The organism is Pseudomonas sp. 09C 129, from assembly GCF_002843625.1.
GTDB classification, from domain to species: domain Bacteria; phylum Pseudomonadota; class Gammaproteobacteria; order Pseudomonadales; family Pseudomonadaceae; genus Aquipseudomonas; species Aquipseudomonas chlororaphis.
The window spans coordinates 5,728,022-5,750,960 of sequence record NZ_CP025261.1; the positions used below are offsets into that span (position 1 = coordinate 5,728,022).

A 22,939-nucleotide genomic window follows, 5' to 3' on the forward strand; every position below is an offset into this window, starting at 1 on the left:
GCGACGCAGCCATGCTGCTCGCGGTTTTTTATTGCCTGAACGGCAGGCCGCCCGATGCTCAGTAATGTGGTGGCGGAGCCTCTTCTTCGAATGACTCGAACTGCCCCACCATTTCCTCCTGACGTTTGAGCAAGGCGGCCATCTGCAATTGCAGACGTTCGACCACCCGCTGCTGCCCTACCAGCACGTCGTTCAGGGCTTGAATGGTGTCATCCTGAAAAGCCAATCGGCTTTCCAGATCGGTTACCCGCTCTTCCAGGTTCATGACTCAGCCCTCCAGAAACTTGAAATCATCGGTCAGGACCAGTCGTAACCGCTCACGAATCGCAGCCACCTGTTCGGCGCCGTAGGGCTTGGCAGGCAGCTTGCCCCATACCGGAGCAGGCCAGGCCGCATCGTCGCGCTTGCGAACGATAACGTGCATGTGCAACTGGCTGACGACATTACCCAGAGTCGCCACATTCAACTTGTCCGCATCGAACGAGTCTTTAAGCAACTCCGCCAGCGCCGTGGTTTCTCGCCATAGTTGCTGCTGGTCCGCGTCATCCAATTGAAACAACTCACTGATATCTTCCCGGCGCGGTACCAGGATGAACCACGGGTAATTGGAATCGTTGGACAACAGCAGCCGGCAAAGGGGGAAATCCCCAATGGGCAGTGTGTCTTGTTGAAGTCGTGGATCTAAAGCGAACACCGCGCGCACTCCCGCTCAGCTCATCAAGTTTCAGCTTAGCGAACGCCATGACCGGCTGCCCGCCAAGCGACAGAACGGCAGCATACCTGCGAAAGCTCTTGCGTTCATCGCTCTGCTGCGCAGATCCCGCCTCAACATTCATCCTCGATACCACACGTCAGAGCGCCCCGGCCTGGAACATTTTCCAGCGGGCTGCACCACGACAGAACGAAGCTCATAAAAAACAAGGAGAAAACCGCGAAAGAGCCCCTTCCCTGCGCATTCTTCCAGTGCCCGACGCCGGATGACGATTGAGCTGCATCAAGAAACTTTTGCACCAAAACCTCACAGTGCGTCTACGCTCAGTGCGTTAACCATCCGCCATCTACTCACTCAGCAGGGTGAACCGGTAACGTTTTGGAATGTCATGCGTTTTTTTCAGGGATCAACACCAGGAGGACAAGGAACGTCAAGCCCAAACAAAACGACCTTAAAACCACTGTTTTATGCGGTTTTTACAGCCAGAAGGGCTATCACCGAAAAAAACTCGGTGCCTTTGCGTTTTGTGCACGCTTGTTGCATTCACACCCACATTGTCCCAGGAGGAGCCACCGGAAAAAGGCCTCTCCTGTGATTAATAACAATAGTGGCAAGGCTGCCCCATGGAGATTTGACTGCTTGACCAAAGTTCTTTTTGTTCCAGGTTCAAGCCTTCGAAAACAGCGCTGAAGTTGTCAGTCCGGATACATGCGGACTGCGGATTTGCGACATTGATCGAGCATTTTGCGACAGGGTCGTAAAGAAGCTGAAAGGACTGATACGCAAGTATCGCCAACATTGTCGGCGTGATATAAGTTTGCGCCGACACAAAAAGAAAGAGCCGCCCAGATAATAAAACAGGTGGGACGGCAGTACTCTTCTAAAAACCAAAGGAGCAAATCACGATGCGCGTGATGAAGTGGAGCATGATCGCACTGGCAGTTGCAGCAGCCGCCAGTACTCAAGTGGCTACGGCCGCACCTTTTGTAAGTGACCAGTCTGAAGCCAAGGGCTTTGTTGAAGACGCCAAGTTCGACGTACTGCTGCGTAACTATTACTTCAACCGTGACAACAAAAATCGCAACAACGACCAGAAAGACTGGACCCAGGGTATCTGGGGTAACTTCAGCTCCGGTTACACCCAGGGTACTGTAGGCGTCGGCGTCGATGCGTTCGGTTATCTGGCGATCAAACTGGACGGCGGCGACGGCACTGGCGGTACCGGCAACATGAGCCGCGACTCCGACGGCGACGTCAACAAGAGCCAGGGCAAAGCCGGCGCTGCGGTGAAATTCCGCGTCTCCAAGACCGAGTTGAAAGTCGGCGACATGCAGCCAAGCACCGCCCCGGTCTTCGCGGTCGGCGGTTCCCGTATCCTTCCTCAAACGGCCAGCGGTTTCCAACTGCAGAGCAGCGAGATCAAAAACCTTGATCTGGAAGGCGGTCACTTCTATTCGGGCACCAGCCAGGATTCCAACGCCCGTAACGGCAACTTGTATGCTAACTATGCCGGCATCGCATCCAACAGCATCGACTACTTCGGTGGCAAGTACGGCATCACCGACAACCTGAGTGCATCGCTCTACGGCGCCAAGCTGGAAGATATCTGGAACCAGTACTACGCCAACCTGAACTACACCATCCCGATGGGTGGCGATCAGTCGCTGAACCTGGACGGCAACATCTACCGTACCACCGACTCTGGTAGCGCCAAGGCTGGTGACATCAGCAACACCACGTTCTCCCTGGCAGCGGCTTTCTCGTTCCTGAAAGCGCACACCCTTACCGTCGGGTTCCAGAAGGTCAATGGCGACACGCCATTCGACTACATCGGTATCGGTGGCCACGACACCACCAAGCGTGGCTCCAACCGTGGCGGCGACTCGATCTTCCTCGCCAACTCCATCCAGTACTCTGACTTCAACGGCCCGAACGAGAAGTCCGCACAGATCCGTTACGACCTGAAAATGGCCGAATACGGCGTGCCTGGCCTGAGCTTCATGACCCGCTACGTGAAAGGTTGGGACATCGACGGCACCAAGATGGACGCTGATAGCCCATACCGCCTATACGGTTATGGCGCAGACGGCAAGCACCACGAAACCAACTTCGAAGCCAAGTACGTTGTTCAGACCGGCCCAGCCAAAGACCTATCGTTCCGCGTTCGTCAGGCCTGGCACACTGCCAACGCCGACCAGGCCGAAGGTGATGTCAAAGAGTTCCGCCTGATCGTCGACTACCCACTGTCGATCTTGTAATAGCGGTTACTTCGCGAGTAATAAAAAGGCCCATCATTCGATGGGCCTTTTTATTGGGGCTGGCAGCTCGCTGAAGCTCCGGTTATCGACAGCTTATTGTTACAACCAGGTTTCAAATACTCTCCAGCGAATACCGCGTTAAAAGCCTGACCACTCGATCAGACTTTTAATCCCTATCCCCGTTACTGACTCAAACAGCCGCTTCCTGAACCACACGAATCACGCGCTGTGGAAACGGAATATCAATACCCGCTGCCTTCAAGCGATCACGAGACAACTCGTTGAAGCGGAACATCACGTCCCAGTAGTCGGCAGTCTTCACCCAGACACGCAGCGAAAGAGTAATGGCGCTGTCACCCAGCATGGAAACCACCGCCACCGGCTCCGGATCGGCCAGCACACGCTCGTCCTTGGCCAGGTCCAGCAGAACCTCACGGGCCTTTTGCAGGTCAGCCTCGTAGTTCACGCCGACATCGAAGATCACTTTGCGGGTCATCTGGCGGTTGTGGTTGGTGATGATGCCGTTGGACAGGTTGCCGTTAGGCACAATGACGGTCTTGTTGTCACCGGTACGCAGCACCGTGTGGAAGATCTGGATGCTGTCGACCGTGCCGCTGATGCCCTGGGCTTCGATCACGTCACCGATGCGGAAAGGACGGAACAGCAGGATCAGCACACCACCGGCGAAGTTGGCCAGGCTGCCTTGCAAGGCCAGGCCGATGGCCAGGCCCGCCGCACCGATCGCGGCAACGAACGAAGTGGTTTCGACACCGATCATCGAGGCCACGCTGACAATCAGCAGCACCTTGAGAATGATGTTCGCCAGGCTGCTGATAAAACCCTGCAGGGCCTGGTCCGCATTACGCAGCGCCAGCAGCTTGCCGACCTTGTGCGTCAACCTGTTGATCAACCACCAGCCGATGGCCAGCGTGATGACGGCCAGCAGTACCCGACTGCCGTATTCCATGATCATTGGAACCCAGGCTTGGGAAGCCTTGACCAGGTTGTCCACTTCAGCATTCAAATCCATCTATCTCTCCTGATTCCCGGCTGCCGGGCACACAAAAAACAAGGGCAGAACGAGTAGCTTTATAAAGGCTCAATCGTTTCTGCCCACTACTCGGGCCTCGGACGCCAATAAGCTCGCGAGGTTCCCGAAAAATCCCATCAGTCGCGGAAGTTGTTGAACTGCAGCGGCATGCCGAACTCTTTCGCCCGCAGGGCGGCGATGGCTTCCTGCAGATCGTCGCGCTTCTTGCCGGTCACCCGTACCTGCTCACCCTGAATCGCAGCCTGGACCTTCAGCTTGGCGTCCTTGATGTGGGCAACGATCTTTTTCGCCAGCTCTTTGTCGATGCCTTCCTTGAGGGTGGCTTCCTGCTTCATCACCTTGCCCGAAGCGTAAGCGTCCTTGACCTCAAGGCACTGCACATCGATCTTGCGCTTGACCAGGGCCAGCTTGAGGATCTCGATCATCGCTTCCAGCTGGAATTCGGCTTCAGCGGTCAGGTTGACGGTGAGTTCCTTTTCCTTGAACTCGAAGCTGCCCTTGCCCTTCAAGTCATAGCGGCGGTCCAGCTCCTTGACGGCGTTTTCCACTGCGTTGGTGACTTCGTGTTTGTCCAGTTCGGATACCACGTCGAACGACGGCATGTAATTTCTCCAATAAAAAAAGGGGCGCAGCTCGATAAAGATGGAGCACGCCCGGTTTGCGGTTAAAATCCGGGCTCATTATAACGGGTCTTTCCCCTCCTTCACTGCGAGCCTCGCATGCGCCTGCCAAACCGAGCACCACGCTGATGTCGACGACCTGGCACATTCTGGGCGCGGGCAGCCTCGGCACCCTGTGGGCGACACGCCTGGCCCGGGCCGGCTTGCCGGTACGCCTGATCCTGCGCGATCAGGCCCGCCTGCAGGCCTACCAGGCCGCGGGTGGGCTGACGCTGGTGGAACAAGGGCAGGCCAGCTTTTACGCCATTCCCGGCGAGACGGTCGACAGCCCTGAGCCCATCACTCGGCTGCTGGTGGCCTGCAAGGCCTATGACGCGCAACAGGCCGTCAGCCAGCTAGTCTCGCGCCTGACGCCGGATGCCGAACTGGTCCTGCTGCAGAACGGCCTGGGCAGCCAGGACGCCGTGGCCGCCCAAGTGCCGCAGGCCCGCTGCATTTATGCCTCGAGCACCGAAGGCGCCTTTCGCGATGGCGACTGGCGCGTGGTATTCGCCGGTCATGGCTACACCTGGCTGGGGGACGCCAGCCACCCCACCGCGCCCTTCTGGCTCGACGACCTGAGCGCCAGCGGCATCCCCCATGAATGGAGCGCGGATATCCTGACCCGCCTCTGGCGCAAGCTGGCGCTCAACTGCGCGATCAACCCCCTGACGGTCCTGCACGACTGCCGCAACGGCGGCCTGCTGCAGCATCATTGCGAAGTGGCGATGCTGTGCGTCGAGCTGAGCGAACTGCTGGAATGTTGCGGTCAGCCCGCCGCGGCCGAGAACCTGCAGCAGGAAGTGGAGCGGGTGATCCAGGCGACCGCCGCCAACTACTCCTCCATGTACCAGGACGTTGCCAGTCGGCGCAGAACCGAAATCAGCTATTTATTGGGGCATGCCTGCGACGTTGCCGCCAGGCACCAGTTGCACCTGCCCAACCTCGGCCGCCTGCGCCGGCTATTGGTGGAACACCTGCAACAACGCGGATTGCCCAGCGACTGAGCAGCGGCTACGCTGCCCACGTGTTCCTCTCTAGCGACGTCCCTGATGCCATTGCGCCAGCGCCTTGAAAACCTGCCGGTCGGCCAAAAACTGCTGGCCGCCTTGCTCGTCCTGCTGATTACCGTACTGCTGGTCGCCAACCTGACCTTCATCAGCGCCGCCTACTGGATCTCTCAGGAAAGCATGGCGCCGCAAGCCTTGCAGACCATCGGCCGGCTGGTATCCAACCCGACCCTGGCCGCGCAGGCGCTGGACTCGCCACAAAACGCCGAGAAGCTGCTCAACGAACTCAACAGCTACTCTCCCCTGCGCGCCGCAGCGATCTATGACGGCAAGGGCACGCGCTTGGCCCAGTTGCAACATGGCGAACGCCTGAACCTGCCGGAGCGCTATCGGCATATCGAAGCCTGGCAACTGACCGAGTTTCGCAGCAACCAGATCATCACCCTGCCCCGCGCCGGCCAGCCCCCCGGCCACCTGTTGCTGGTGGCCAGCAGTGAGCTGCCGATGGCCTTCTACACCGGCACCCTGACCGCGAGCCTGGGCATCCTGATCTTCAGCGTGCTGCTATGGCTGATCATTGCCCGGCAGATCAAACGGCTGATCACCCAACCCATCCATCAGCTGGAAGAACTGTCCCGGCAGGTGACACGCGAGGAAAACTACTCCCTGCGCGCCGCCCGTGGCAACCACGATGAAATCGGCAGCCTGGCCGAGGCCTTCAACACCATGCTGTCGCGCATCGAAGCGCGAGAACAGCAACTCAAGCGGGCCCGCGACGACTCCCAGGCGGCCTATGACCAGGCCCAGGGCCTGGCCGAGGAAACCCGTCACACCAACCGCAAGCTGGAGCTGGAAGTCCAGGTGCGCAGCAAGATCGAAAAGAAACTCACCGGCTTTCAGAACTACCTCAACAGCATCATCGACTCGATGCCCTCGGCGCTGATCGCCCTGGACGAGCAGCTCTATGTCACCCAATGGAACCAGGAGGCCAGCGCCCTCTCCGGCACCCGCCTGGACGAAGCGCTGAATCAGCCGATCTTCCTCGCCTTCGAACCGCTCAAGCCGTTCCTGCCACAACTCAAGGAAACCGTGGAGCAACATACGGTCACCAAGGTCGAGCGGGTCACCTGGGTCAAGGATGACGAAGCCCGGCATTACGCCTTGACCTTCTATCCGCTGATGGGTGGTGCCGGGCGCGGCGTGGTGATCCGGATCGACGACATCACCCAGCGCCTGTCCCTGGAAGAAATGATGGTGCAGTCGGAAAAAATGCTCTCCGTGGGCGGCCTGGCCGCCGGCATGGCTCACGAAATCAACAACCCGCTGGGGGCCATCCTGCACAACGTGCAGAACATTCGTCGGCGCCTGTCCCCCGAGCTGCCGAAGAATCAGGAACACGCCGAGCAGATCGGCATCGAGCTGGAAACCGTCAACCATTACCTGCAGAGCCGCGAAGTGCCGCAACTGCTCGATGGCATTCAGCAGGCCGGAGCCCGGGCGGCGAAGATCGTGACCCATATGCTCAGCTTCAGCCGGCGCAGCAACCGGCAGATGGCGCCTTGTGACCTGCCGGCGTTGATCGACCAGGCCGTGGAGATTGCCGGCAACGACTTCGACCTGGCCATAGGCTTCGACTTCAAGGGCCAGGCCATCATCCGCCAGTTCGACCCGCAACTGGGGCCGGTGCCCGGTACCGCCAACGAACTGGAGCAAGTCCTGCTCAACCTGCTGAAAAACGCCGCCCAGGCCATCCACCAGCGGGTAGACGACAGCGAACCCGGGCGCATCATCCTGCGCACCCGGCTGAACCCGCCCTGGGCGGAAATCCAGGTCGAGGACAACGGTATCGGCATGAGCGAAAACGTGCGAAAACGCACCTTCGAGCCGTTCTTCACCACCAAGGAGATCGGCCAGGGCACCGGCCTTGGGCTCTCGGTTTCGTACTTCATCATTACCAACAATCACAAAGGCCAGATGGAAGTGCAGTCGACGCAGGGCCAGGGCACTTGCTTCACCTTGCGTTTGCCATTGGCGAGCAGTCAGCCGCCACCACTGGAACATCCCCCACTGGAGAGGTAAGCATGGGCTTTCGCTTGTCGAAGATTTACACCCGCACCGGCGACAAAGGTGAAACCGGGCTGGGTGATGGGCGCCGGGTTCCCAAGGACCATCCGCGGGTCGAGGCCATCGGCGAAGTCGATACGCTGAACAGCCAGCTGGGGCTGCTCCTGGCCGGGCTGATCGAACAACGCATCGAGCATCCCGGCCTGCAGGAACTGATCGACGTCCTGGCGCCTTGCCAGCACCGCCTCTTCGACCTGGGCGGCGAGTTGGCCATGCCGGTGTATCAGGCACTCAATACCGCGGAAGTCGAACGCCTGGAAGCAGCCATCGATACCTGGAACGAAGAGTTGGGGCCGCTGGAGAACTTCATCTTGCCGGGCGGTTCGACCTTGATCGCCCAGGCCCATGTCTGCCGCAGCCTGGCGCGCAGCGCCGAGCGACACTGCCAACATCTGAATGCCGTGGAACCGCTGGAGGGGGTCGGCCTGGCCTACATCAATCGCCTGTCCGACCTGCTGTTTGTCGCGGCGCGCCTGATTGCCAAGCGCCAGGGGATTGCCGAGATTCTCTGGCAGGCGGCAGCGAAACCCGAATAACGGGCACATTTACCCTTCAGATTGCGAGCAAGCCCGCTCCTGCAACTTATGCAGGAGCGAACTGGCGGGTGACTGGCCTCAGGGCCAGAACGCGCGAATCCCCGCCACCCCTTGCGCACCGGCCTGCCAGGCCTGCTCGCGCTGATCCGGACCGATACCCCCCAGCAGGTACACCGGCTTGTTGAAACCGCTGATCAGTCGGGCGGCCTGCTCCCAACCCAGTGGCTGCGCCTCAGGGTGAGTCTGGGTCGGCTGGACCGGCGACAGCGTCACAAAGTCCACATCCATCTGCTGCGCCAGGGACAACTCTTCAGCGTCATGGCAAGACGCCGCCAGCCAGCGCTCCTTGCCAAAGGGACGTCCGGCGCTGGCGTATTTGCGCAGCTGCGCCGCAGTGATATGCCAGCCCGCCGAGGGGAAATCCCCCAGCCATTCGAACGGCCCCTTGAGCATCAATTGCGCCTTGCCCGCACACAGGCCGACCGCATCTACCGCCAGGTCGCGGTATTGCGGGTCGTAGCCGTTGGGCGCGCGTAGCTGGATCAACTTGCTGCCACCGGCAATGGCCTTCTGCATGCCCCGCAACAGCGCCGGTGTTTCCAGGCCTTCCGGGGTGATCAGGTAGTCGCTCGGCAAGCGCGCCGCCGCCACGATCGGCTGGTTGGCCGCCGGGAACTCGTAGTTCTCCAGCTCACGGGCCGTGACCCAGGCCAAAGGCTGGCCCTCGGCGCCATGGGGTTCGCCGGTAAAGGCGCACACTTCCCAGACATCCAGCAACACCTGTTTGTCCGGATAATCGTGCTGCACCTTGATCAACGGCCGCGCCTGGGACACCAGAATGCCCAGTTCCTCCTGCAGCTCACGGGTCAACGCCGCTTCCACCGCCTCGTCCGCTTCGACCTTGCCGCCGGGAAACTCCCAGAGGCCGCCCTGATGCTGGGTATCGGCACGTCGGGCAATCAGGATCCTGCCGTCGGCATCACGGATAACGGCCGCCGCCACATGTACTCGTTTCACCGCACTGCTTCCTCTAAACCGGCTTTCTGCCAGGCCTTGAAGGCTGGCCATTGATAGATCGTTTCAACATAGGCGGCATCGACAGCCGGCAGCGCCACCCGATAGGTGCGCAGGCGCACGGCGATTGGCGCAAAAAAGGCGTCCGCCAGGCTGACCCGACCAAACAGGAAAGGCCCTGGCTCGGTCGCAGCCATGCGACATTCGGCCCATAACGCCAGCATCCGTTCGATATCGGCCTGGGCCTCGGGCGGCATGGGTGAAAGCGCGGCATCGCGGCTCAGGTCGAACGGCAGGTTGCCGCGCAAGCCGAAAAAGCCGCTGTGCATCTGCGCGCAGGCGGAGCGGGCCTGGGCACGGGCGGCCACATCCCGCGGCCAGAGCTCGGCTTCGGGAAAACGCTCGACCAGGTATTCGGCAATCGCCAGGGAGTCGGCAATGGTGCCGTGCTCGGTCTTCAGCAACGGGACTTTGCCGGTTGGCGAATGCTTGAGAATCAGCTCGCGGGTATCGGGCTGGTTCAGCTTGATCAGTTCTTCGGTGTAAGTCGCGCCGGCCAGCTCAAGCGCCAGGGCGGCGCGCAGCGACCAGGAGGAATAGAGTTTGTCGCCGATGATCAGGTGAAGATTCATGTCGGGCACCTTTCAGAGGAGATGGAGGCCCGGGGCCTCCATCGCGAGCGGACTCGCTCCTACACGTGATGCGTCGCGTCCATGTAGAAGCGAGTAGCGGTGTATCAGGTACGGTATTCCGCGTTGATTTTCACGTACTCGTGGGACAGGTCGGTGGTCCAGATGGTTTCGCTGCAATCACCGCGTCCCAGCTCGATGCGGATGGTGATTTCTTCCTGCTGCATCACCGCCGCGCCCTGGGCTTCGGTGTAGCTGGCGGCACGCGCGCCACGGCTGGCGATACACACCTCACCGAGGAAAACGTCGATCTTGCTCACATCCAGGTCCGGCACGCCGGCACGACCGACAGCGGCCAGGATACGCCCCCAGTTCGGGTCGGAAGCGAACAGCGCGGTCTTGATCAGTGGCGAGTGGGCCACGGTATAGCCGACATCCAGGCATTCCTGGTGATTGCCGCCGCCGTTGACTTCGACCGTGACGAACTTGGTCGCGCCTTCACCGTCACGCACGATGGCCTGGGCCACTTCCATGCACACGTCGAACACCGCCTGCTTCAGCGCGGCGAACAGCGGGCCGCTGGCCTCGGTGATTTCCGGCAGGGCTGCCTGGCCGGTGGCGATCAGCATGCAGCAGTCGTTGGTGGAGGTATCGCCGTCGATGGTGATGCGGTTGAACGACTTGTTGGCGCCGTCCAGCAGCAGGTTCTGCAGCACTTCACGGGAGACTTTGGCGTCGGTGGCGATGTAGCCGAGCATGGTCGCCATGTTCGGACGAATCATGCCCGCGCCCTTGCTGATGCCAGTGACGGTGATGGTCACGCCGTCGTGCTGGAACTGGCGGCTGGCACCCTTGGGCAGGGTGTCGGTGGTCATGATGCCCGTGGCGGCGGCGGCCCAGTTGTCCACGGACAGGTCATCCAGTGCAGCCTGCAGCGCGCCTTCGATCTTCTCGACCGGCAGCGGCTCGCCGATGACCCCCGTGGAGTACGGCAGTACGGCGCTGGCATCGACGCCAGCCAGCTCGGCCAGCTTGGCGCAAGTACGGGTCGCGGCGGCCAGGCCTGGCTCACCGGTGCCGGCGTTGGCGTTACCGGTGTTGGTCAGCAGGTAACGCACAGGGCCCTGCACGCGCTGCTTGGCCAGGATCACCGGAGCGGCGCAGAACGCGTTCAAGGTGAACACACCGGCCACCGTAGAACCCTCGGCACAGCGCATGACCACAACATCCTTGCGCCCCGGGCGCTTGATGCCCGCCGAAGCGATACCAAGTTCAAAACCGGCAACCGGGTGCAACGTTGGCAAAGGACCAAGACCAACAGCCATGAATGCGCTCCTCTTTAACCTGATGTGTGCACCGCCATCGCAAAAGGCAGTGCGGCGAATGGAAAAACGCCGCGACGGCTGATGCCGGTCGCGGCGCGGGTATTTCAGTGTCTGGCGAAAATCTTAGTTGATCTGGCCGTGACAGTGTTTGTACTTCTTGCCCGAACCGCAGTAGCACAGTTCGTTGCGGCCCAGTTTCTGCTCGTTGCGTACCGGAGCCGAAGCCAGGGCCACGTCGACATCGACGCCCTCTTCCAGCGCTTCCGGCTGTTCCAGGCCCGGGGCTTCGGCATGCTCGAACTGCATGCGCTGGGCCAGTGCCTCGGCTTCCTGGCGCAGGCGCGCCTCTTCCTCGACCGGGTCCTCGCGGCGAACCTGAACGTGCGACAGCACACGGATCGAGTCGCGCTTGATGGAATCCAGCAGCTCGGAGAACAGGGTGAAGGACTCGCGCTTGTATTCCTGTTTCGGGTTCTTCTGCGCATAACCACGCAGGTGAATACCGTGACGCAGGTGATCCATGGTCGACAGGTGGTCTTTCCACAGGTCGTCCAGGACGCGCAGAACGATTTGTTTCTCGAAGGTGCGCAGTGCTTCGGCACCGGCCTGGTCTTCTTTCTCGTTGTACGCCGCCACCAGCTCGTTGAGCAGTTTCTCGCGCAGGGTTTCTTCGTACAGGTGATCGTCTTCGTCGAGCCATTGCTGGATCGGCAGGGACACACCGAAGTCGCTTTGCAGCGCAGCTTCCAGACCGGCCACGTCCCACTGCTCAGGCAGCGATTGTGGAGGAATGTGCGCGCTGACGGTGGCGTTGAGCACGTCCAGGCGGAAGTCGGAGATGGTCTCGCCGATGTTGTCCGCGGCCAGCAACGTGTTACGCATGTGATAGATCACTTTACGCTGTTCGTTGTTGACGTCGTCGAACTCGAGCAGTTGCTTGCGAATGTCGAAGTTGCGGCCTTCTACCTTGCGCTGGGCCTTTTCGATCGCGTTGGTCACCATGCGGTGCTCGATCGCTTCGCCGGACTGCATGCCCAGGGCCTTCATGAAGTTCTTCACCCGGTCGGAGGCGAAGATGCGCATCAGGCTGTCTTCCAGAGACAGGTAGAAACGGCTGGAACCGGCGTCGCCCTGACGACCGGCGCGACCACGCAGCTGGTTGTCGATACGACGCGATTCGTGACGCTCGGACGCGATTACCTGCAGGCCGCCGGACTCCAGCACTTGCTGGTGGCGCTTCTGCCAGTCGGCCTTGATCTGGGCAATCTGCTCGGGGGTCGGGTTTTCCAGGGAGGCGACTTCGACTTCCCAGTTACCGCCCAACAGGATGTCGGTACCACGACCGGCCATGTTGGTGGCGATGGTCAGGGCGCCCGGACGACCGGCCTGGGCAATGATTTCCGCTTCTTTTTCGTGGAACTTGGCGTTCAGGACCTTGTGCTCGATGCCTTCCTTCTGGAGCAGGTTGGACATGTGCTCGGAAGTTTCGATGGTCGCGGTACCCACCAGAACCGGACGGCCCTGGGTCATGCATTCCTTGATGTCGTTGATGATCGCGGCATATTTCTCGTCCGCGGTCAGGAACACCAGGTCGTTGTAGTCTTTACGAGCCAGCGGCTTGTTCGGTGGAATCACCATCACCTGCAGGCCGTAGATCTGATGGAACTCGAACGCTTCGGTGTCCGCGGTACCGGTCATGCCGGACAGCTTGGTGTACAGACGGAAGTAGTTCTGGAAGGTGGTCGACGCCAGGGTCTGACTTTCGGCCTGGATGTTGAGGTTTTCCTTGGCTTCGATGGCCTGGTGCAGGCCCTCGGACAGACGGCGACCCGGCATGGTACGACCGGTGTGTTCGTCCACCAGGACCACCTGGCCATCCTGGACGATGTATTCGACGTTGCGGTTGAACAGCTTGTGTGCGCGCAGACCGGCATAGACGTGGGTCAGCAGGCCCAGGTTGTGCGCCGAGTACAGGCTCTCGCCTTCAGCCAGCAGGCCGACCTGGGTCAGCATCTCTTCGATGAACTGGTGACCGGCTTCGTTGAGTTCGACCTGACGGGTCTTCTCGTCGACGGTGAAGTGACCGGCTTTGGTGACCTCGCCTTCCACTTCCTCGACGTGCAGCTCAAGGCGCGGGATCAGCTTGTTGATTTCGGTGTACAGACGGGAACTGTCTTCAGCCTGGCCGGAGATGATCAGCGGGGTACGGGCCTCGTCGATCAGGATCGAGTCGACTTCGTCGATCACGGCAAAATTGAGCTCGCGCTGGAACTTGTCTTCCATGCTGAAAGCCATGTTGTCGCGCAGATAGTCGAAACCGAATTCGTTGTTGGTGCCGTAGGTGATGTCGGCGGCGTAGGCGGCACGCTTCTCTTCCGGCGGCTGGAACGGCGTGACCACGCCGACCGTCAGGCCGAGGAATTCATAGAGCGGGCGCATCCAGTTGGCGTCGCGGCGGGCCAGATAGTCGTTCACCGTGACCACGTGCACGCCCTTGCCGGACAGCGCGTTGAGGTAAACGCCCAGTGTTGCCACCAGGGTCTTGCCTTCACCGGTACGCATTTCGGCGATCTTGCCTTCATGCAAGGTCATGCCGCCGATCAACTGTACGTCGAAGTGGCGCATACCCATGACCCGCTTGCCGGCTTCGCGGGCGACCGCAAAGGCTTCGGGAAGCAGTTTGTCGAGGGTTTCACCTTTGGCTATGCGAGCCTTGAACTCTTCGGTCTTGGCGCGCAACTGATCGTCCGAAAGGGCCACCATTTGCTCTTCGAAGGCATTGACGATCTGTACCGTCTTGAGCATGCGTTTGACTTCACGCTCGTTCTTGCTTCCAAAAAGTTTCTTTAACAAAGGCGCAAACATATCGGCAGGATCTTCCACACATAGGGATGGAGGGCGGCCCCGTGAGTCGCCCGTGCAGCCCTCATGGCCGCATGCGAACGAGCATTCTACCCGGAAACGATGGTGAGGAAAGTGGCGTTATTCCACGATGCTGGTACAGCGCTGTGACGGGGCTCACTTACAATAAGGCCTTTTGCGCCAGTTTCAACCCGGACGAGTACGAAGTTAACCATTGATTTAATGGATAAAGCGCAGCCGCAGCGATGAACGAGGTCCGGCCAGCGCTTTCTGCTACCATGGCGGCTCTGTAACTTCAGGTGTCTGATCATGGCATTTCGCCCTCTTACGGCCAGAGCACCCGCCGTACTCCTTCGCGAAGCCAAGCCTCTCAAAGCCATACTCGGCCACGCCCAGCGCCTGGCGCATTTGCAGCGTCTGCTGGAAAGCCAGCTGCAACCGGCCGCGCGCGAGCACTGCCATGTCGCCTCCTGGCGTGAAGGCAGCCTGCTGCTGATCGTCACCGACGGCCACTGGGCGACGCGCCTGCGTTATCAGCAAAAACGCCTGCAACGTCAGCTTTTGGAGTTCAATGAGTTCAATAATCTGACGCGGATCCTGTTCAAAGTGCAGCCTCCCACCGTGCAACGCGGCGCAGCCGGCCACACCATGGACCTGTCGAGCAACGCCGCCGAGACCATTCAAGCCACCGCCGACGGCATCACCGATCCCAACCTGCGCGCTGCCCTGGAGCGCCTGGCCAGCCACGCCAAACCACGGGCGTAACTGGCCAGCCGCCGATCAGCGGCGCTTGCTGCCACCCAGTAGAGACCCCATCAACCCGCGCACCAGTTGCCGGCCCAACTGATTGGCGGCCTGACGCATGGCGGACTTCAGGGCCTGACCGGCGGCAGTGCCGAGGAACTCGCCGGCCCGATCGGTAAAGCTCGGCTCCTCCGCGGCCGGTTTGCCCGGCGCAGCCTCGGCCTCTGGTGCCAGGCCCTTGCGCCCCATCAGCACTTCATAGGCCGACTCGCGGTCGACCGGTTTGTCATAGCGGCCGACCAACGGTGAACTGTTGATCAGCGCAGTACGTTCGGCCTCGGTCAGCGGCCCGATGCGCGATTGCGGCGGTGCCACCAGCACTCGCTGGACCATCTCCGGCGTGCCTTTTTCCTGCAGGGTACCGACCAGCGCCTCGCCGATCCCCAGCTCGGTCAACACCGATAGCGCATCGAACGCCGGGTTCGGCCGGAAGCCGTCCGCCACCGCGCGCAAGGACTTCTGTTCCTTGGCGGTAAAGGCCCGCAAGCCGTGCTGGACGCGCAGCCCCAGTTGCGCCAGCACGTCGTCCGGCAAGTCGCCTGGCGACTGGGTGACGAAGTACACGCCCACGCCTTTGGAGCGAATCAGCCGCACCACCTGTTCCAACCGGTCCTGCAACGCCTTCGGCGTGCCGGCGAACAGCAGGTGGGCCTCGTCGAAAAACAGCGCCAGCAGCGGCTTTTCCGCATCGCCGCGCTCCGGCAGTTGCTCGAACAGCTCGGCCAGCAGCCACAACAGGAAGGTCGCATAGACCTTGGGCGCCTCGTGCACCAGGCGACTGGCGTCGAGCAGATGGATCCGCCCGCGCCCGTCACTGGCCGGCTGCAGGATGTCTTCCAGTTGCAGGGCCGGCTCGCCGAACAGGGCTTCGGCGCCCTGCTGTTCCAGGGTCGCCAGGCGCCGCAGCAAGGCCTGGCTGGAGCCGGTGGTCATCAGCGCCGCGTCATCCCCCAGCAACTGCGGGTTGTCCTTGAGGTGGTTGAGCAACGCCTTGAGGTCTTTCAGGTCGAGCAGCAACAGCCCTTCGCGGTCGGCCACCTTGAATGCCGCGTACAACGCCGATTGCTGGCTGTCGGTCAGCTCCAGCAGGCTGCCCAGCAGCAGCGGGCCCATTTCACTCAGGGTAGTGCGCAGCGGGTGCCCGGACTGCCCGTGAATGTCCCACAACGTGACCGGATAAGCCTGGGGCTTGTGGTTCAGCCACGGCATCCCGGCAATACGTTCGGCGACCTTGCCCTGGGGATTGCCCGCGGCGCCCAAGCCACACAGGTCACCCTTGATGTCCGCGGCGAACACCGCGACACCGGCATCGCTGAACGCTTCCGCCAGTCGCTGCAAGGTGACGGTTTTCCCTGTCCCGGTAGCGCCTGCCACCAGCCCGTGACGGTTTGCCAGGCGCATGGCCTGGGCAATCGGTTGCCCCGCGAGATCGGCACCGATAACGAGTTGCGATGAATCCGGCATTTTGTCACCCATGGTTAATCTTTAGCCTTGACCGGCCGATAGATCAGAAAAGACTGAAAAATAGTTCAGATAATTCCCCAAGGAGAGGTGGAAATATCAACTTACTTTCAACCCCGCCCATTTTGCGCGCTTTTATAAGAGCACGCTCGTGACATTAAGACCTAGCGGACACCACAAGCCATGAACAAAAACCTGCGCTTCAGCCATAAAATCCTGCTTGCCGCCGCCCTCATCGTTATTGCCGCCTTCGCTTCCTTCACGCTGTACAACGACTACTTACAGCGCAACGCGATCCGCGAAGACCTGGACAATTACCTGCATGAAATGGGCGATGTGACCGCCAGCAACATCCAGACCTGGCTCACCGGGCGCATCCTGTTGATCGAAAACCTGGCGCAAAACCTGGCGTTCGACCCGCAATCGACCAAGGTCGCCAGCCTGCTCGAACAGAAGGCTCTGACCTCGACCTTCATGGCCTCCTACCTGGGCGATGCCAGCGGCAGCTTCACCATCCGCCCGGACGCGAAGATGCCCGACGGCTTCGACCCGCGCGTTCGCCCCTGGTACAAAGGTGCCGAAAGCAGCAGCGGCTCGACCCTCACCGAACCCTATATAGATGCAGCCACCGGCCAGTTGATCATTTCCGTCGCCACCGCCTCGCGTAACGGCGGGCAGAGCATCGGCGTGGTGGGCGGCGACCTGAGCCTGCAAACCCTGATCGAAACCCTCAACGCCCTGGATTTCGACGGCATGGGCTATGCCTTCCTGGTCAGCGCCGACGGCAAGATCCTGGTGCACCCGGACAAGGCGCTGGTGATGAAGAGCCTGAGCGAGGCCTACCCGCAGAACACGCCACGCATCAATGGCGATTTCAGCGAAATCGAAGTCGAGGGCAAGACCCGCATCGTCACCTTCACCCCGATCAAGGGCCTGCCGTCGGTGAACTGGTACATCGGCCTGTCCGTGGACAAGGACAAGGCGTTCTCGATGCTCAGCGAGTTCCGCGCTTCGGCCATCATTGCCACCATCATCGCCGTGGCCATCATCATCGCCCTGCTGGGCATGCTGATCCGGGTGCTGATGCAGCCCCTGCATGTCATGACCCGCGCCATGCAGGACATCGCCGACGGCGAAGGCGACCTGACCCGCCGCCTGACCATCCAGAACCAGGATGAATTCGGCATCCTCGGCACCGCGTTCAACCGCTTCGTGGAACGCATCCACGGTTCGATCCGCGAAGTGTCGTCGGCCACCGAGCACGTCAACGAAGTCGCCCTGCGCGTGGTCAGTGCCTCCAATTCGTCGATGCTCAATTCCGACGAGCAGGCCAGCCGCACCAACAGCGTGGCCGCGGCGATCAATCAGCTCGGCGCCGCCGCCCAGGAAATCGCCCGCAACGCCGCCCAGGCCTCGCAACAGGCCAGCGACGCGCGCAACCTGGCCGAGGACGGCCAGCAAGTGGTGGACCGCAGCATCCTGGCGATGAACCAGCTGTCGGACATGATCAGCGCCTCCAGCAGCAACATCGAAACCCTCAACAGCAAGACCGTGAACATCGGGCAGATCCTCGAAGTCATCACCAGCATCTCCCAGCAGACCAACCTGCTGGCCCTCAACGCGGCCATCGAGGCGGCGCGGGCGGGCGAGGCCGGGCGCGGTTTTGCCGTGGTTGCCGACGAGGTGCGCAACCTGGCCCACCGCACCCAGGAATCGGCACAACAGGTGCAGACCATGATCGAGGAACTGCAGGTCGGCGCCCGCGAGTCGGTCAGCACCATGAGCAACAGCCAGCGCCACAGCCAGGACAGCGTGGAGATCGCCAACCAGGCCGGCGAACGCCTGAACAGCGTGACCCAGCGCATCGGCGAGATCGACGGCATGAACCAGTCCGTGGCTACCGCCACCGAGGAACAGACCTCGGTGGTGGAGTCGATCAACATGGACATCACCGAGATCAACACCCTGAACCAGGAAGGGGTGGAAAACCTGCAGTCGACCCTGCGCGCCTGTTCCGACCTGGAGCAGCAGGCCGCACGCCTGAAACAACTGGTCGGCAGCTTCCGTATCTGATCCCTTCAGCCATCCGGTGCCTGGACAAAACTCAGGCACCGGACTGCCGACAATCCCTCCCGCATCCGCAGCAAACCGTTCATCCAGGCACATCGCCAACCGCCACGGCATCCCGACCGAACATCTATCCTTGATAAGGGTCAACCCTAGGGAGAACACCGGATCGGAGGGATGATCATCGTGCATATCGCTGACATAACCATGTTCTACGCCCCTGCCAGCGGTGGCGTGCGCACTTATCTGGACGCCAAGCATCGTCGCCTGGGACGCCAACCAGGAATCCGCCACAGTTTGCTGATCCCCGGGGCCCACTTCAGCGAACGCGACGGTATCTATAAAGTCCCCGCTCCCGCCCTGCCCTTTGGCAAGGGCTACCGTTTTCCCCTGCGCCTGGGGCCCTGGCGCAATATTCTCCATGACCTGCAACCGGACCTGATCGAAGTCGGCGACCCTTACCTCACCGCCTGGGCGGCCCTGGATGCGCGGCGCCAGCTGGACGTACCTGTGATCGGCTTTTATCACTCGGACCTGCCGCTGCTGGTCAGCAACCGCATGGGCCCCTGGTTCACTCCGAATGTCGAGGCCTACGTGCGCAAGCTGTACGGCAACTTCGACCGGGTCCTGGCCCCCAGCCAGGTCATGGCCGACAAACTGATCGGCCTGGGCGTGCGCAACGTCTATGTGCAGCCGCTGGGCGTCGACCTGCAGACCTTCCACCCGAGTCATCGCGACCCTGCCCTGCGCACCGAACTGGGGATTGCCGAAGACAGCCGCCTGCTGATCTTTGCCGGTCGCGGTTCCAAGGAAAAGAACCTGCCGGTGTTGCTCAACTGCATGCAGCGCCTGGGCAAGCGCTACCACCTGCTGCTGGTGGGCTCGGCCATGCCGACCGCCGTGTCGGAGAACGTCACGGTGATCGACGAGTTCTGCCCGGCCCCTCAGGTCGCCCGGCTGATGGCCAGCGCCGATGCCCTGGTTCACGCCGGGGACCAGGAAACCTTTGGTCTGGTGATCCTCGAAGCCATGGCCAGCGGCATTCCCGTGGTGGCGGTGGCCGCCGGGGCCTTCCAGGAAATCGTCACCGCGGAAGGCGGCTTGCTCTGTGCGCCGAACAATCCGCTGGCGATGGCCCATGCCGTGCAGGAGCTGTTCGCCCAAGGCTGCGCCGAGCGGGGCCAACGGGCGCGCCGCCATGTCGAACGTTATTACGCCTGGGATACGGTGGTCGCCAGCCTGCTGGAGCACTATCGCGCCGTGCTCGGCACCCAGCAGCCGATGCTGGCCCATGGTTGAGTCCGCCGGGGTGCCCAGCGTGCTGCTGGTATTGCACGATGTCGCGCCACAAACCTGGATCGACTACCAACCCTTCGTCGAAACCGTCGACGCCATGGGCAATGTGCCGATGACCTGGCTGGTGGTACCGGATTTTCACCGGCACAACCCGCTCGATGCTCATCCCGGCTTTCGCCGGCTGCTCAGCGCGCGCCTGGAACGCGGCGACGAACTGGTGCTGCACGGTTACTTCCATTGCGACGAGGGCCCGCCACCGCGCACCCCGTATGACTGGTTCATGCGTCGCGTGTACACCCATGAGGGTGAGTTCTACAACCTCTCGGAAAACGCCGCCCTGGCACGCCTGCATGCCGGCCTGGAATTGTTCCAGCGTTACAACTGGCCCTTGCAAGGGTTCGTCGCCCCCGCCTGGCTGATGAGCCCGGGTACACGCCAGGCCCTGCGCCAACTGCCCCTGCGCTACACCAGCGGCCCGCAGCATCTGTACCGGCTGCCGGACTTCTCGCCGATCGCCGCCCCCGGCCTGGTGTGGAGCGCCCGCAGCGCCTGGCGCCGAACAGCCTCCCGGCTGCTCAGCCTGCAACGCGAACGACACTGGCAGCAGGCAGCGGTGATTCGCCTCGGCCTGCACCCGGTGGACATGCGTCACCCCGACTCGCGCCAGTACTGGCTGGACACCCTCAAACGCCTGCTGGAGCAAGGACGCCAGCCACTGACCAAGGCCGACTGGCTCGACACCCAGCCGCCAAGGGCGCGCGGTACCCCATGAGCCGGGCGATCTGGCTGGCCATGGCCTTGCTGGCGGCGATCCTGGTGCCGCTGCTGCTGGGCGGCGGCGAACTGTGGGGGCGGGTCCAGCGTTTTTCCCTGCCGTTGCTGCTCGGCATGCTGAGCATGATCCTACTGTGCTGGATCATCAATTCGCTGCGCCTGAGCCTGCTGCTGGGCCGACACCGCGGCCAGCTGGGACGCTGGAAGAGCCTCGCGGTGGTGATGTCCACCGAGTTCGCCATGTGCGCCACGCCCGGCGGCAGTGGCGGCCCCTTGACCTTGATGGCCCTGCTGGCGCGTAACGGCGTGCGCCCGGCTCGCGGCAGCGCGGTGTTTGCCATGGATCAGCTGAGCGACCTGCTGTTCTTCCTCTGCGCGCTGCTGGGGATCCTGTTCTACGCGCTGTTCCAGAACCTCAGCCAGCGCCTGGAATGGCTACTGGCCCTCAGCAGCCTTTCGCTGTTCGGCGGGTTATGCATCTGCCTGGCGATAGCCCGCTACCACCGTCGCCTGATCCTGCTCAGCGGCCATCTGCTTGCGCCCTTCAAGATTCGCCCCGCGACCCGTCGGCGCCGGGCGCGCAAATGGCTGCATTTCCTCAAGGCCTTCGGCGATAGCCTGAAACTGCCCTGGCAGACCCTGACGGGGGTCTTTGCCCTGACCTGCATGCATTGGGCGCTGCGCTACAGCGTGCTGTACCTGGCGTTGCGCGGGCTGGGGGTGGACCTGCAATGGGCCTGGACCTTTCTGATCCAGATGCTCGCCCTGAGCGCAGGGCAATTCAGCCTGCTGCCCGGCGGCGCGGGAGCGGCGGAGCTGACATCGGCGGCGCTGCTGGCGCCCATGGTGGGGAAGTCGACGGCGGCCGCGGCCATCCTGATCTGGCGGGCCGTTACCTACTATTTCTATCTGCTGGCCGGCGGGCCGGTATTCCTGATGATGGTCGGGCGCCCCTTGCTGCGCACCCTGATGAAGCTCAAGCAGGCTTAGGCGGCTCTGTATCCAGGGCATCCTGCTGCAACTGCTGCCACAACTCGGCGGCGCCGGGAAACTCGGTACCGTCCTCGACGCTCATATCGTCCGGGTCGTAACGGCTCAGGCAGCCCTCGCCGAGGGTGGCGGGTGCCTTGGATGTGGCTTTGTCCAGTGGATCACTCATCGGTCGATCCTCATGAAAAATCGCCGGACCCGGAGCTTGGATGCCCGGGCCCGGCGGATTCGATCAGAGCGCTTTTAATCAGAACACTCTGGATCAGAACACGACAGTCTTGTTGCCGTGCACCAGCACGCGGTCTTCCAGGTGGTAGCGCAGGCCGCGGGCCAGGACCATCTTCTCGACGTCACGACCGAAACGCACCATGTCTTCGATGCTGTCGCTGTGGCTGACACGGACCACGTCCTGCTCGATGATCGGGCCGGCATCCAGCTCTTCGGTCACGTAGTGGCAGGTCGCGCCGATCAGCTTCACACCACGCAGGGAAGCCTGGTGGTAAGGCTTGGCGCCGACGAACGACGGCAGGAAGCTGTGGTGAATGTTGATCACCTTGTGCGCGTATTCGCTGCACAGTTCCGGCGGCAGGATCTGCATGTAGCGCGCCAGCACCACCACTTCGGCGTCGTGCTGCTTGACCAGGCGCGAGACCTCGGCGAACGCCGGCTCCTTGTCCTGAGGGTTGACCGGCACGTGGTAATAAGGAATCCCATGCCACTCGACCATGCTGCGCAAGTCATCGTGGTTGGAAATCACACAGGAGATCTCGCAGTCGAGTTCGTCGCTGTGCCAGCGGTGCAACAGGTCCGCCAGGCAGTGGGACTCGCGACTGGCCATCAACACCACGCGTTTCTTCTGCGCGGTATCGGTGATGCGCCAGTCCATCGAGAACTCTTCGGCAATCGGCGCAAAGGCTTCACGAAAGGCTTCAAGGCCGAACGGCAAAGAGTCTGCACGTATTTCGTGACGCATGAAGAACCAGCCACTCAGGTCATCCGAGTGGTGACTGGCTTCGGTGATCCAGCCGTTGTGGGACGCCAGAAAGTTACTGACTTTGGCAACGATGCCAACGCGGTCCGGGCAGGAAATCACCAACCGAAAAGTGCGCATGAGGGGGAAACTCCAGAACTTCGCAAAGGCCGCCATTCTAGCGATTGCGCGACAAAACTGCAGTATTCGTGATGTCGGAATCCGATTCCTCTGACCAGCCTGTAGGGCTCATGCCCGATGCGAGAGGGGAATCAGTCACACTTGGAAATAGTCCTATAACTTTGTGGGAAATAGTCGTACGGACTCGTTCACAATATTTAACTCATCAATCAGGATCTTTGCTAAACACTCTAATCAAATTAAATAAAAGCCGGCT

20 protein-coding genes and 1 pseudogene are annotated in these 22,939 nt (G+C 61.5%); 10 read left to right on the top strand and 11 right to left on the bottom strand.

Features of this window, described 5'->3' with window-relative positions; translation table 11 throughout:
- Nucleotides 1–58: 58 nt before the first annotated feature.
- Nucleotides 59–265 carry a SlyX family protein gene (locus CXQ81_RS25570; protein ID WP_007931136.1) on the bottom strand — a complete coding sequence of 69 codons (207 nt, stop codon included), beginning with the start codon at nt 263–265 and terminating at the stop codon, nt 59–61.
- A gap of 3 nt (nt 266–268) precedes the next feature.
- Nucleotides 269–694 carry an HIT domain-containing protein gene (locus tag CXQ81_RS25575; RefSeq protein ID WP_101338896.1) on the bottom strand — a complete coding sequence of 142 codons (426 nt, stop codon included), beginning with the start codon at nt 692–694 and terminating at the stop codon, nt 269–271.
- A 923-nt stretch (nt 695–1,617) separates the two neighbouring features.
- On the opposite strand from CXQ81_RS25575, the gene CXQ81_RS25585 reads away from it, so the two are divergent.
- The gene (locus CXQ81_RS25585) at nt 1,618–2,970 is read left to right on the top strand and encodes an OprD family porin (protein WP_101338897.1); all 1,353 of its coding nucleotides are present in this window, start codon (nt 1,618–1,620) and stop codon (nt 2,968–2,970) included.
- Between the two features lie 190 nt (nt 2,971–3,160).
- On the opposite strand, the gene CXQ81_RS25590 is transcribed toward CXQ81_RS25585, so the two are convergent.
- Nucleotides 3,161–4,000 (bottom strand): mechanosensitive ion channel family protein, encoded by an 840-nt coding sequence (locus tag CXQ81_RS25590; protein ID WP_101338898.1) that lies wholly within the window; start codon nt 3,998–4,000, stop codon nt 3,161–3,163.
- A 137-nt stretch (nt 4,001–4,137) separates the two neighbouring features.
- Nucleotides 4,138–4,623, bottom strand: coding sequence for a YajQ family cyclic di-GMP-binding protein (locus CXQ81_RS25595; protein WP_007931144.1), 486 nt, complete (start codon nt 4,621–4,623; stop codon nt 4,138–4,140).
- Between the two features lie 146 nt (nt 4,624–4,769).
- Here CXQ81_RS25595 and CXQ81_RS25600 point away from each other — a divergent pair, with 146 nt between their 5' ends.
- From CXQ81_RS25600 to CXQ81_RS25610, 3 genes are read left to right on the top strand one after another with little or no spacing between them, the layout of a single operon-like run.
- A complete protein-coding gene (locus CXQ81_RS25600; RefSeq protein ID WP_101338899.1) occupies nt 4,770–5,687 on the top strand; it encodes a putative 2-dehydropantoate 2-reductase in 918 nt (305 codons plus the stop codon).
- A gap of 45 nt (nt 5,688–5,732) precedes the next feature.
- Complete coding sequence (locus CXQ81_RS25605) at nt 5,733–7,769, top strand: ATP-binding protein (RefSeq protein ID WP_101338900.1); 2,037 nt, start codon at nt 5,733–5,735, stop codon at nt 7,767–7,769.
- 2 nt (nt 7,770–7,771) lie between these two features.
- Entirely contained in the window at nt 7,772–8,350 is a 579-nt protein-coding gene (locus tag CXQ81_RS25610) for a cob(I)yrinic acid a,c-diamide adenosyltransferase (protein ID WP_101338901.1), read from the top strand.
- A 78-nt stretch (nt 8,351–8,428) separates the two neighbouring features.
- On the opposite strand, the gene CXQ81_RS25615 is transcribed toward CXQ81_RS25610, so the two are convergent.
- The 4 genes from CXQ81_RS25615 to secA form a co-directional block, all read right to left on the bottom strand.
- Nucleotides 8,429–9,367, bottom strand: coding sequence for a Nudix family hydrolase (locus tag CXQ81_RS25615; protein ID WP_101338902.1), 939 nt, complete (start codon nt 9,365–9,367; stop codon nt 8,429–8,431).
- A complete protein-coding gene (locus CXQ81_RS25620) occupies nt 9,364–9,996 on the bottom strand; it encodes a glutathione S-transferase (protein WP_007931154.1) in 633 nt (210 codons plus the stop codon). Before CXQ81_RS25620 ends, CXQ81_RS25615 begins: the two co-directional genes overlap by 4 nt.
- 104 nt (nt 9,997–10,100) lie before the next feature.
- Nucleotides 10,101–11,318 carry a bifunctional glutamate N-acetyltransferase/amino-acid acetyltransferase ArgJ gene (gene argJ / locus CXQ81_RS25625; protein WP_053262401.1) on the bottom strand — a complete coding sequence of 406 codons (1,218 nt, stop codon included), beginning with the start codon at nt 11,316–11,318 and terminating at the stop codon, nt 10,101–10,103.
- A gap of 123 nt (nt 11,319–11,441) precedes the next feature.
- Nucleotides 11,442–14,183, bottom strand: coding sequence for a preprotein translocase subunit SecA (secA, locus tag CXQ81_RS25630; RefSeq protein WP_101338903.1), 2,742 nt, complete (start codon nt 14,181–14,183; stop codon nt 11,442–11,444).
- A 306-nt stretch (nt 14,184–14,489) separates the two neighbouring features.
- On the opposite strand from secA, the gene CXQ81_RS25635 reads away from it, so the two are divergent.
- On the top strand, nt 14,490–14,945 hold the full coding sequence (locus CXQ81_RS25635) for a DUF721 domain-containing protein (RefSeq protein ID WP_007931160.1): 456 nt from the start codon (nt 14,490–14,492) through the stop codon (nt 14,943–14,945).
- A 15-nt stretch (nt 14,946–14,960) separates the two neighbouring features.
- Here the strand turns inward: CXQ81_RS25635 and CXQ81_RS25640 are convergent, their stop codons facing one another.
- On the bottom strand, nt 14,961–16,448 hold the full coding sequence (locus CXQ81_RS25640) for a helicase HerA-like domain-containing protein (protein ID WP_009045300.1): 1,488 nt from the start codon (nt 16,446–16,448) through the stop codon (nt 14,961–14,963).
- Between the two features lie 180 nt (nt 16,449–16,628).
- On the opposite strand from CXQ81_RS25640, the pseudogene CXQ81_RS31820 reads away from it, so the two are divergent.
- The 5 genes and pseudogenes from CXQ81_RS31820 to CXQ81_RS25660 all read left to right on the top strand — a co-directional run.
- Nucleotides 16,629–17,660: pseudogene (locus tag CXQ81_RS31820) on the top strand (cache domain-containing protein); the annotation flags it as partial.
- Nucleotides 17,661–17,753: 93 nt separating this feature from the next.
- Complete coding sequence (locus CXQ81_RS31825) at nt 17,754–18,518, top strand: methyl-accepting chemotaxis protein (protein WP_370686811.1); 765 nt, start codon at nt 17,754–17,756, stop codon at nt 18,516–18,518.
- A 171-nt stretch (nt 18,519–18,689) separates the two neighbouring features.
- Nucleotides 18,690–19,811, top strand: coding sequence for a glycosyltransferase family 1 protein (locus tag CXQ81_RS25650; protein ID WP_101338905.1), 1,122 nt, complete (start codon nt 18,690–18,692; stop codon nt 19,809–19,811).
- Complete coding sequence (locus CXQ81_RS25655) at nt 19,804–20,580, top strand: DUF2334 domain-containing protein (protein ID WP_178081086.1); 777 nt, start codon at nt 19,804–19,806, stop codon at nt 20,578–20,580. The genes CXQ81_RS25650 and CXQ81_RS25655 overlap by 8 nt, the downstream gene beginning before the upstream one ends.
- Nucleotides 20,577–21,572 (top strand): lysylphosphatidylglycerol synthase transmembrane domain-containing protein, encoded by a 996-nt coding sequence (locus CXQ81_RS25660; protein ID WP_101338907.1) that lies wholly within the window; start codon nt 20,577–20,579, stop codon nt 21,570–21,572. The genes CXQ81_RS25655 and CXQ81_RS25660 overlap by 4 nt, the downstream gene beginning before the upstream one ends.
- Here the strand turns inward: CXQ81_RS25660 and CXQ81_RS25665 are convergent.
- On the bottom strand, nt 21,559–21,741 hold the full coding sequence (locus tag CXQ81_RS25665; protein WP_101338908.1) for a hypothetical protein: 183 nt from the start codon (nt 21,739–21,741) through the stop codon (nt 21,559–21,561). The two genes, CXQ81_RS25660 and CXQ81_RS25665, sit on opposite strands and share 14 nt — an antisense overlap.
- A gap of 93 nt (nt 21,742–21,834) precedes the next feature.
- Nucleotides 21,835–22,683, bottom strand: a complete 849-nt coding sequence (gene purU / locus CXQ81_RS25670; protein ID WP_007931173.1) for a formyltetrahydrofolate deformylase — start codon at nt 22,681–22,683, stop codon at nt 21,835–21,837.
- Between the last annotated feature and the right edge of the window lie 256 nt (nt 22,684–22,939).

Coding starts and splice junctions, on each gene's coding strand:
- argJ (WP_053262401.1), bottom strand. CDS start 11,318: ATGGCTGTTGGTCTTGGTCCTTTGCCAACGTTGCACCCGGTTGCCGGT.
- CXQ81_RS25585 (WP_101338897.1), top strand. CDS start 1,618: ATGCGCGTGATGAAGTGGAGCATGATCGCACTGGCAGTTGCAGCAGCC.
- CXQ81_RS25660 (WP_101338907.1), top strand. CDS start 20,577: ATGAGCCGGGCGATCTGGCTGGCCATGGCCTTGCTGGCGGCGATCCTG.
- CXQ81_RS25620 (WP_007931154.1), bottom strand. CDS start 9,996: ATGAATCTTCACCTGATCATCGGCGACAAACTCTATTCCTCCTGGTCG.
- CXQ81_RS25605 (WP_101338900.1), top strand. CDS start 5,733: ATGCCATTGCGCCAGCGCCTTGAAAACCTGCCGGTCGGCCAAAAACTG.
- CXQ81_RS25590 (WP_101338898.1), bottom strand. CDS start 4,000: ATGGATTTGAATGCTGAAGTGGACAACCTGGTCAAGGCTTCCCAAGCC.
- CXQ81_RS25650 (WP_101338905.1), top strand. CDS start 18,690: ATGATCATCGTGCATATCGCTGACATAACCATGTTCTACGCCCCTGCC.
- purU (WP_007931173.1), bottom strand. CDS start 22,683: ATGCGCACTTTTCGGTTGGTGATTTCCTGCCCGGACCGCGTTGGCATC.
- CXQ81_RS25595 (WP_007931144.1), bottom strand. CDS start 4,623: ATGCCGTCGTTCGACGTGGTATCCGAACTGGACAAACACGAAGTCACC.
- CXQ81_RS25570 (WP_007931136.1), bottom strand. CDS start 265: ATGAACCTGGAAGAGCGGGTAACCGATCTGGAAAGCCGATTGGCTTTT.
- CXQ81_RS25640 (WP_009045300.1), bottom strand. CDS start 16,448: ATGCCGGATTCATCGCAACTCGTTATCGGTGCCGATCTCGCGGGGCAA.
- CXQ81_RS25665 (WP_101338908.1), bottom strand. CDS start 21,741: ATGAGTGATCCACTGGACAAAGCCACATCCAAGGCACCCGCCACCCTC.
- CXQ81_RS25610 (WP_101338901.1), top strand. CDS start 7,772: ATGGGCTTTCGCTTGTCGAAGATTTACACCCGCACCGGCGACAAAGGT.
- CXQ81_RS31825 (WP_370686811.1), top strand. CDS start 17,754: ATGCTCAATTCCGACGAGCAGGCCAGCCGCACCAACAGCGTGGCCGCG.
- CXQ81_RS25635 (WP_007931160.1), top strand. CDS start 14,490: ATGGCATTTCGCCCTCTTACGGCCAGAGCACCCGCCGTACTCCTTCGC.
- secA (WP_101338903.1), bottom strand. CDS start 14,183: ATGTTTGCGCCTTTGTTAAAGAAACTTTTTGGAAGCAAGAACGAGCGT.
- CXQ81_RS25655 (WP_178081086.1), top strand. CDS start 19,804: ATGGTTGAGTCCGCCGGGGTGCCCAGCGTGCTGCTGGTATTGCACGAT.
- CXQ81_RS25600 (WP_101338899.1), top strand. CDS start 4,770: ATGTCGACGACCTGGCACATTCTGGGCGCGGGCAGCCTCGGCACCCTG.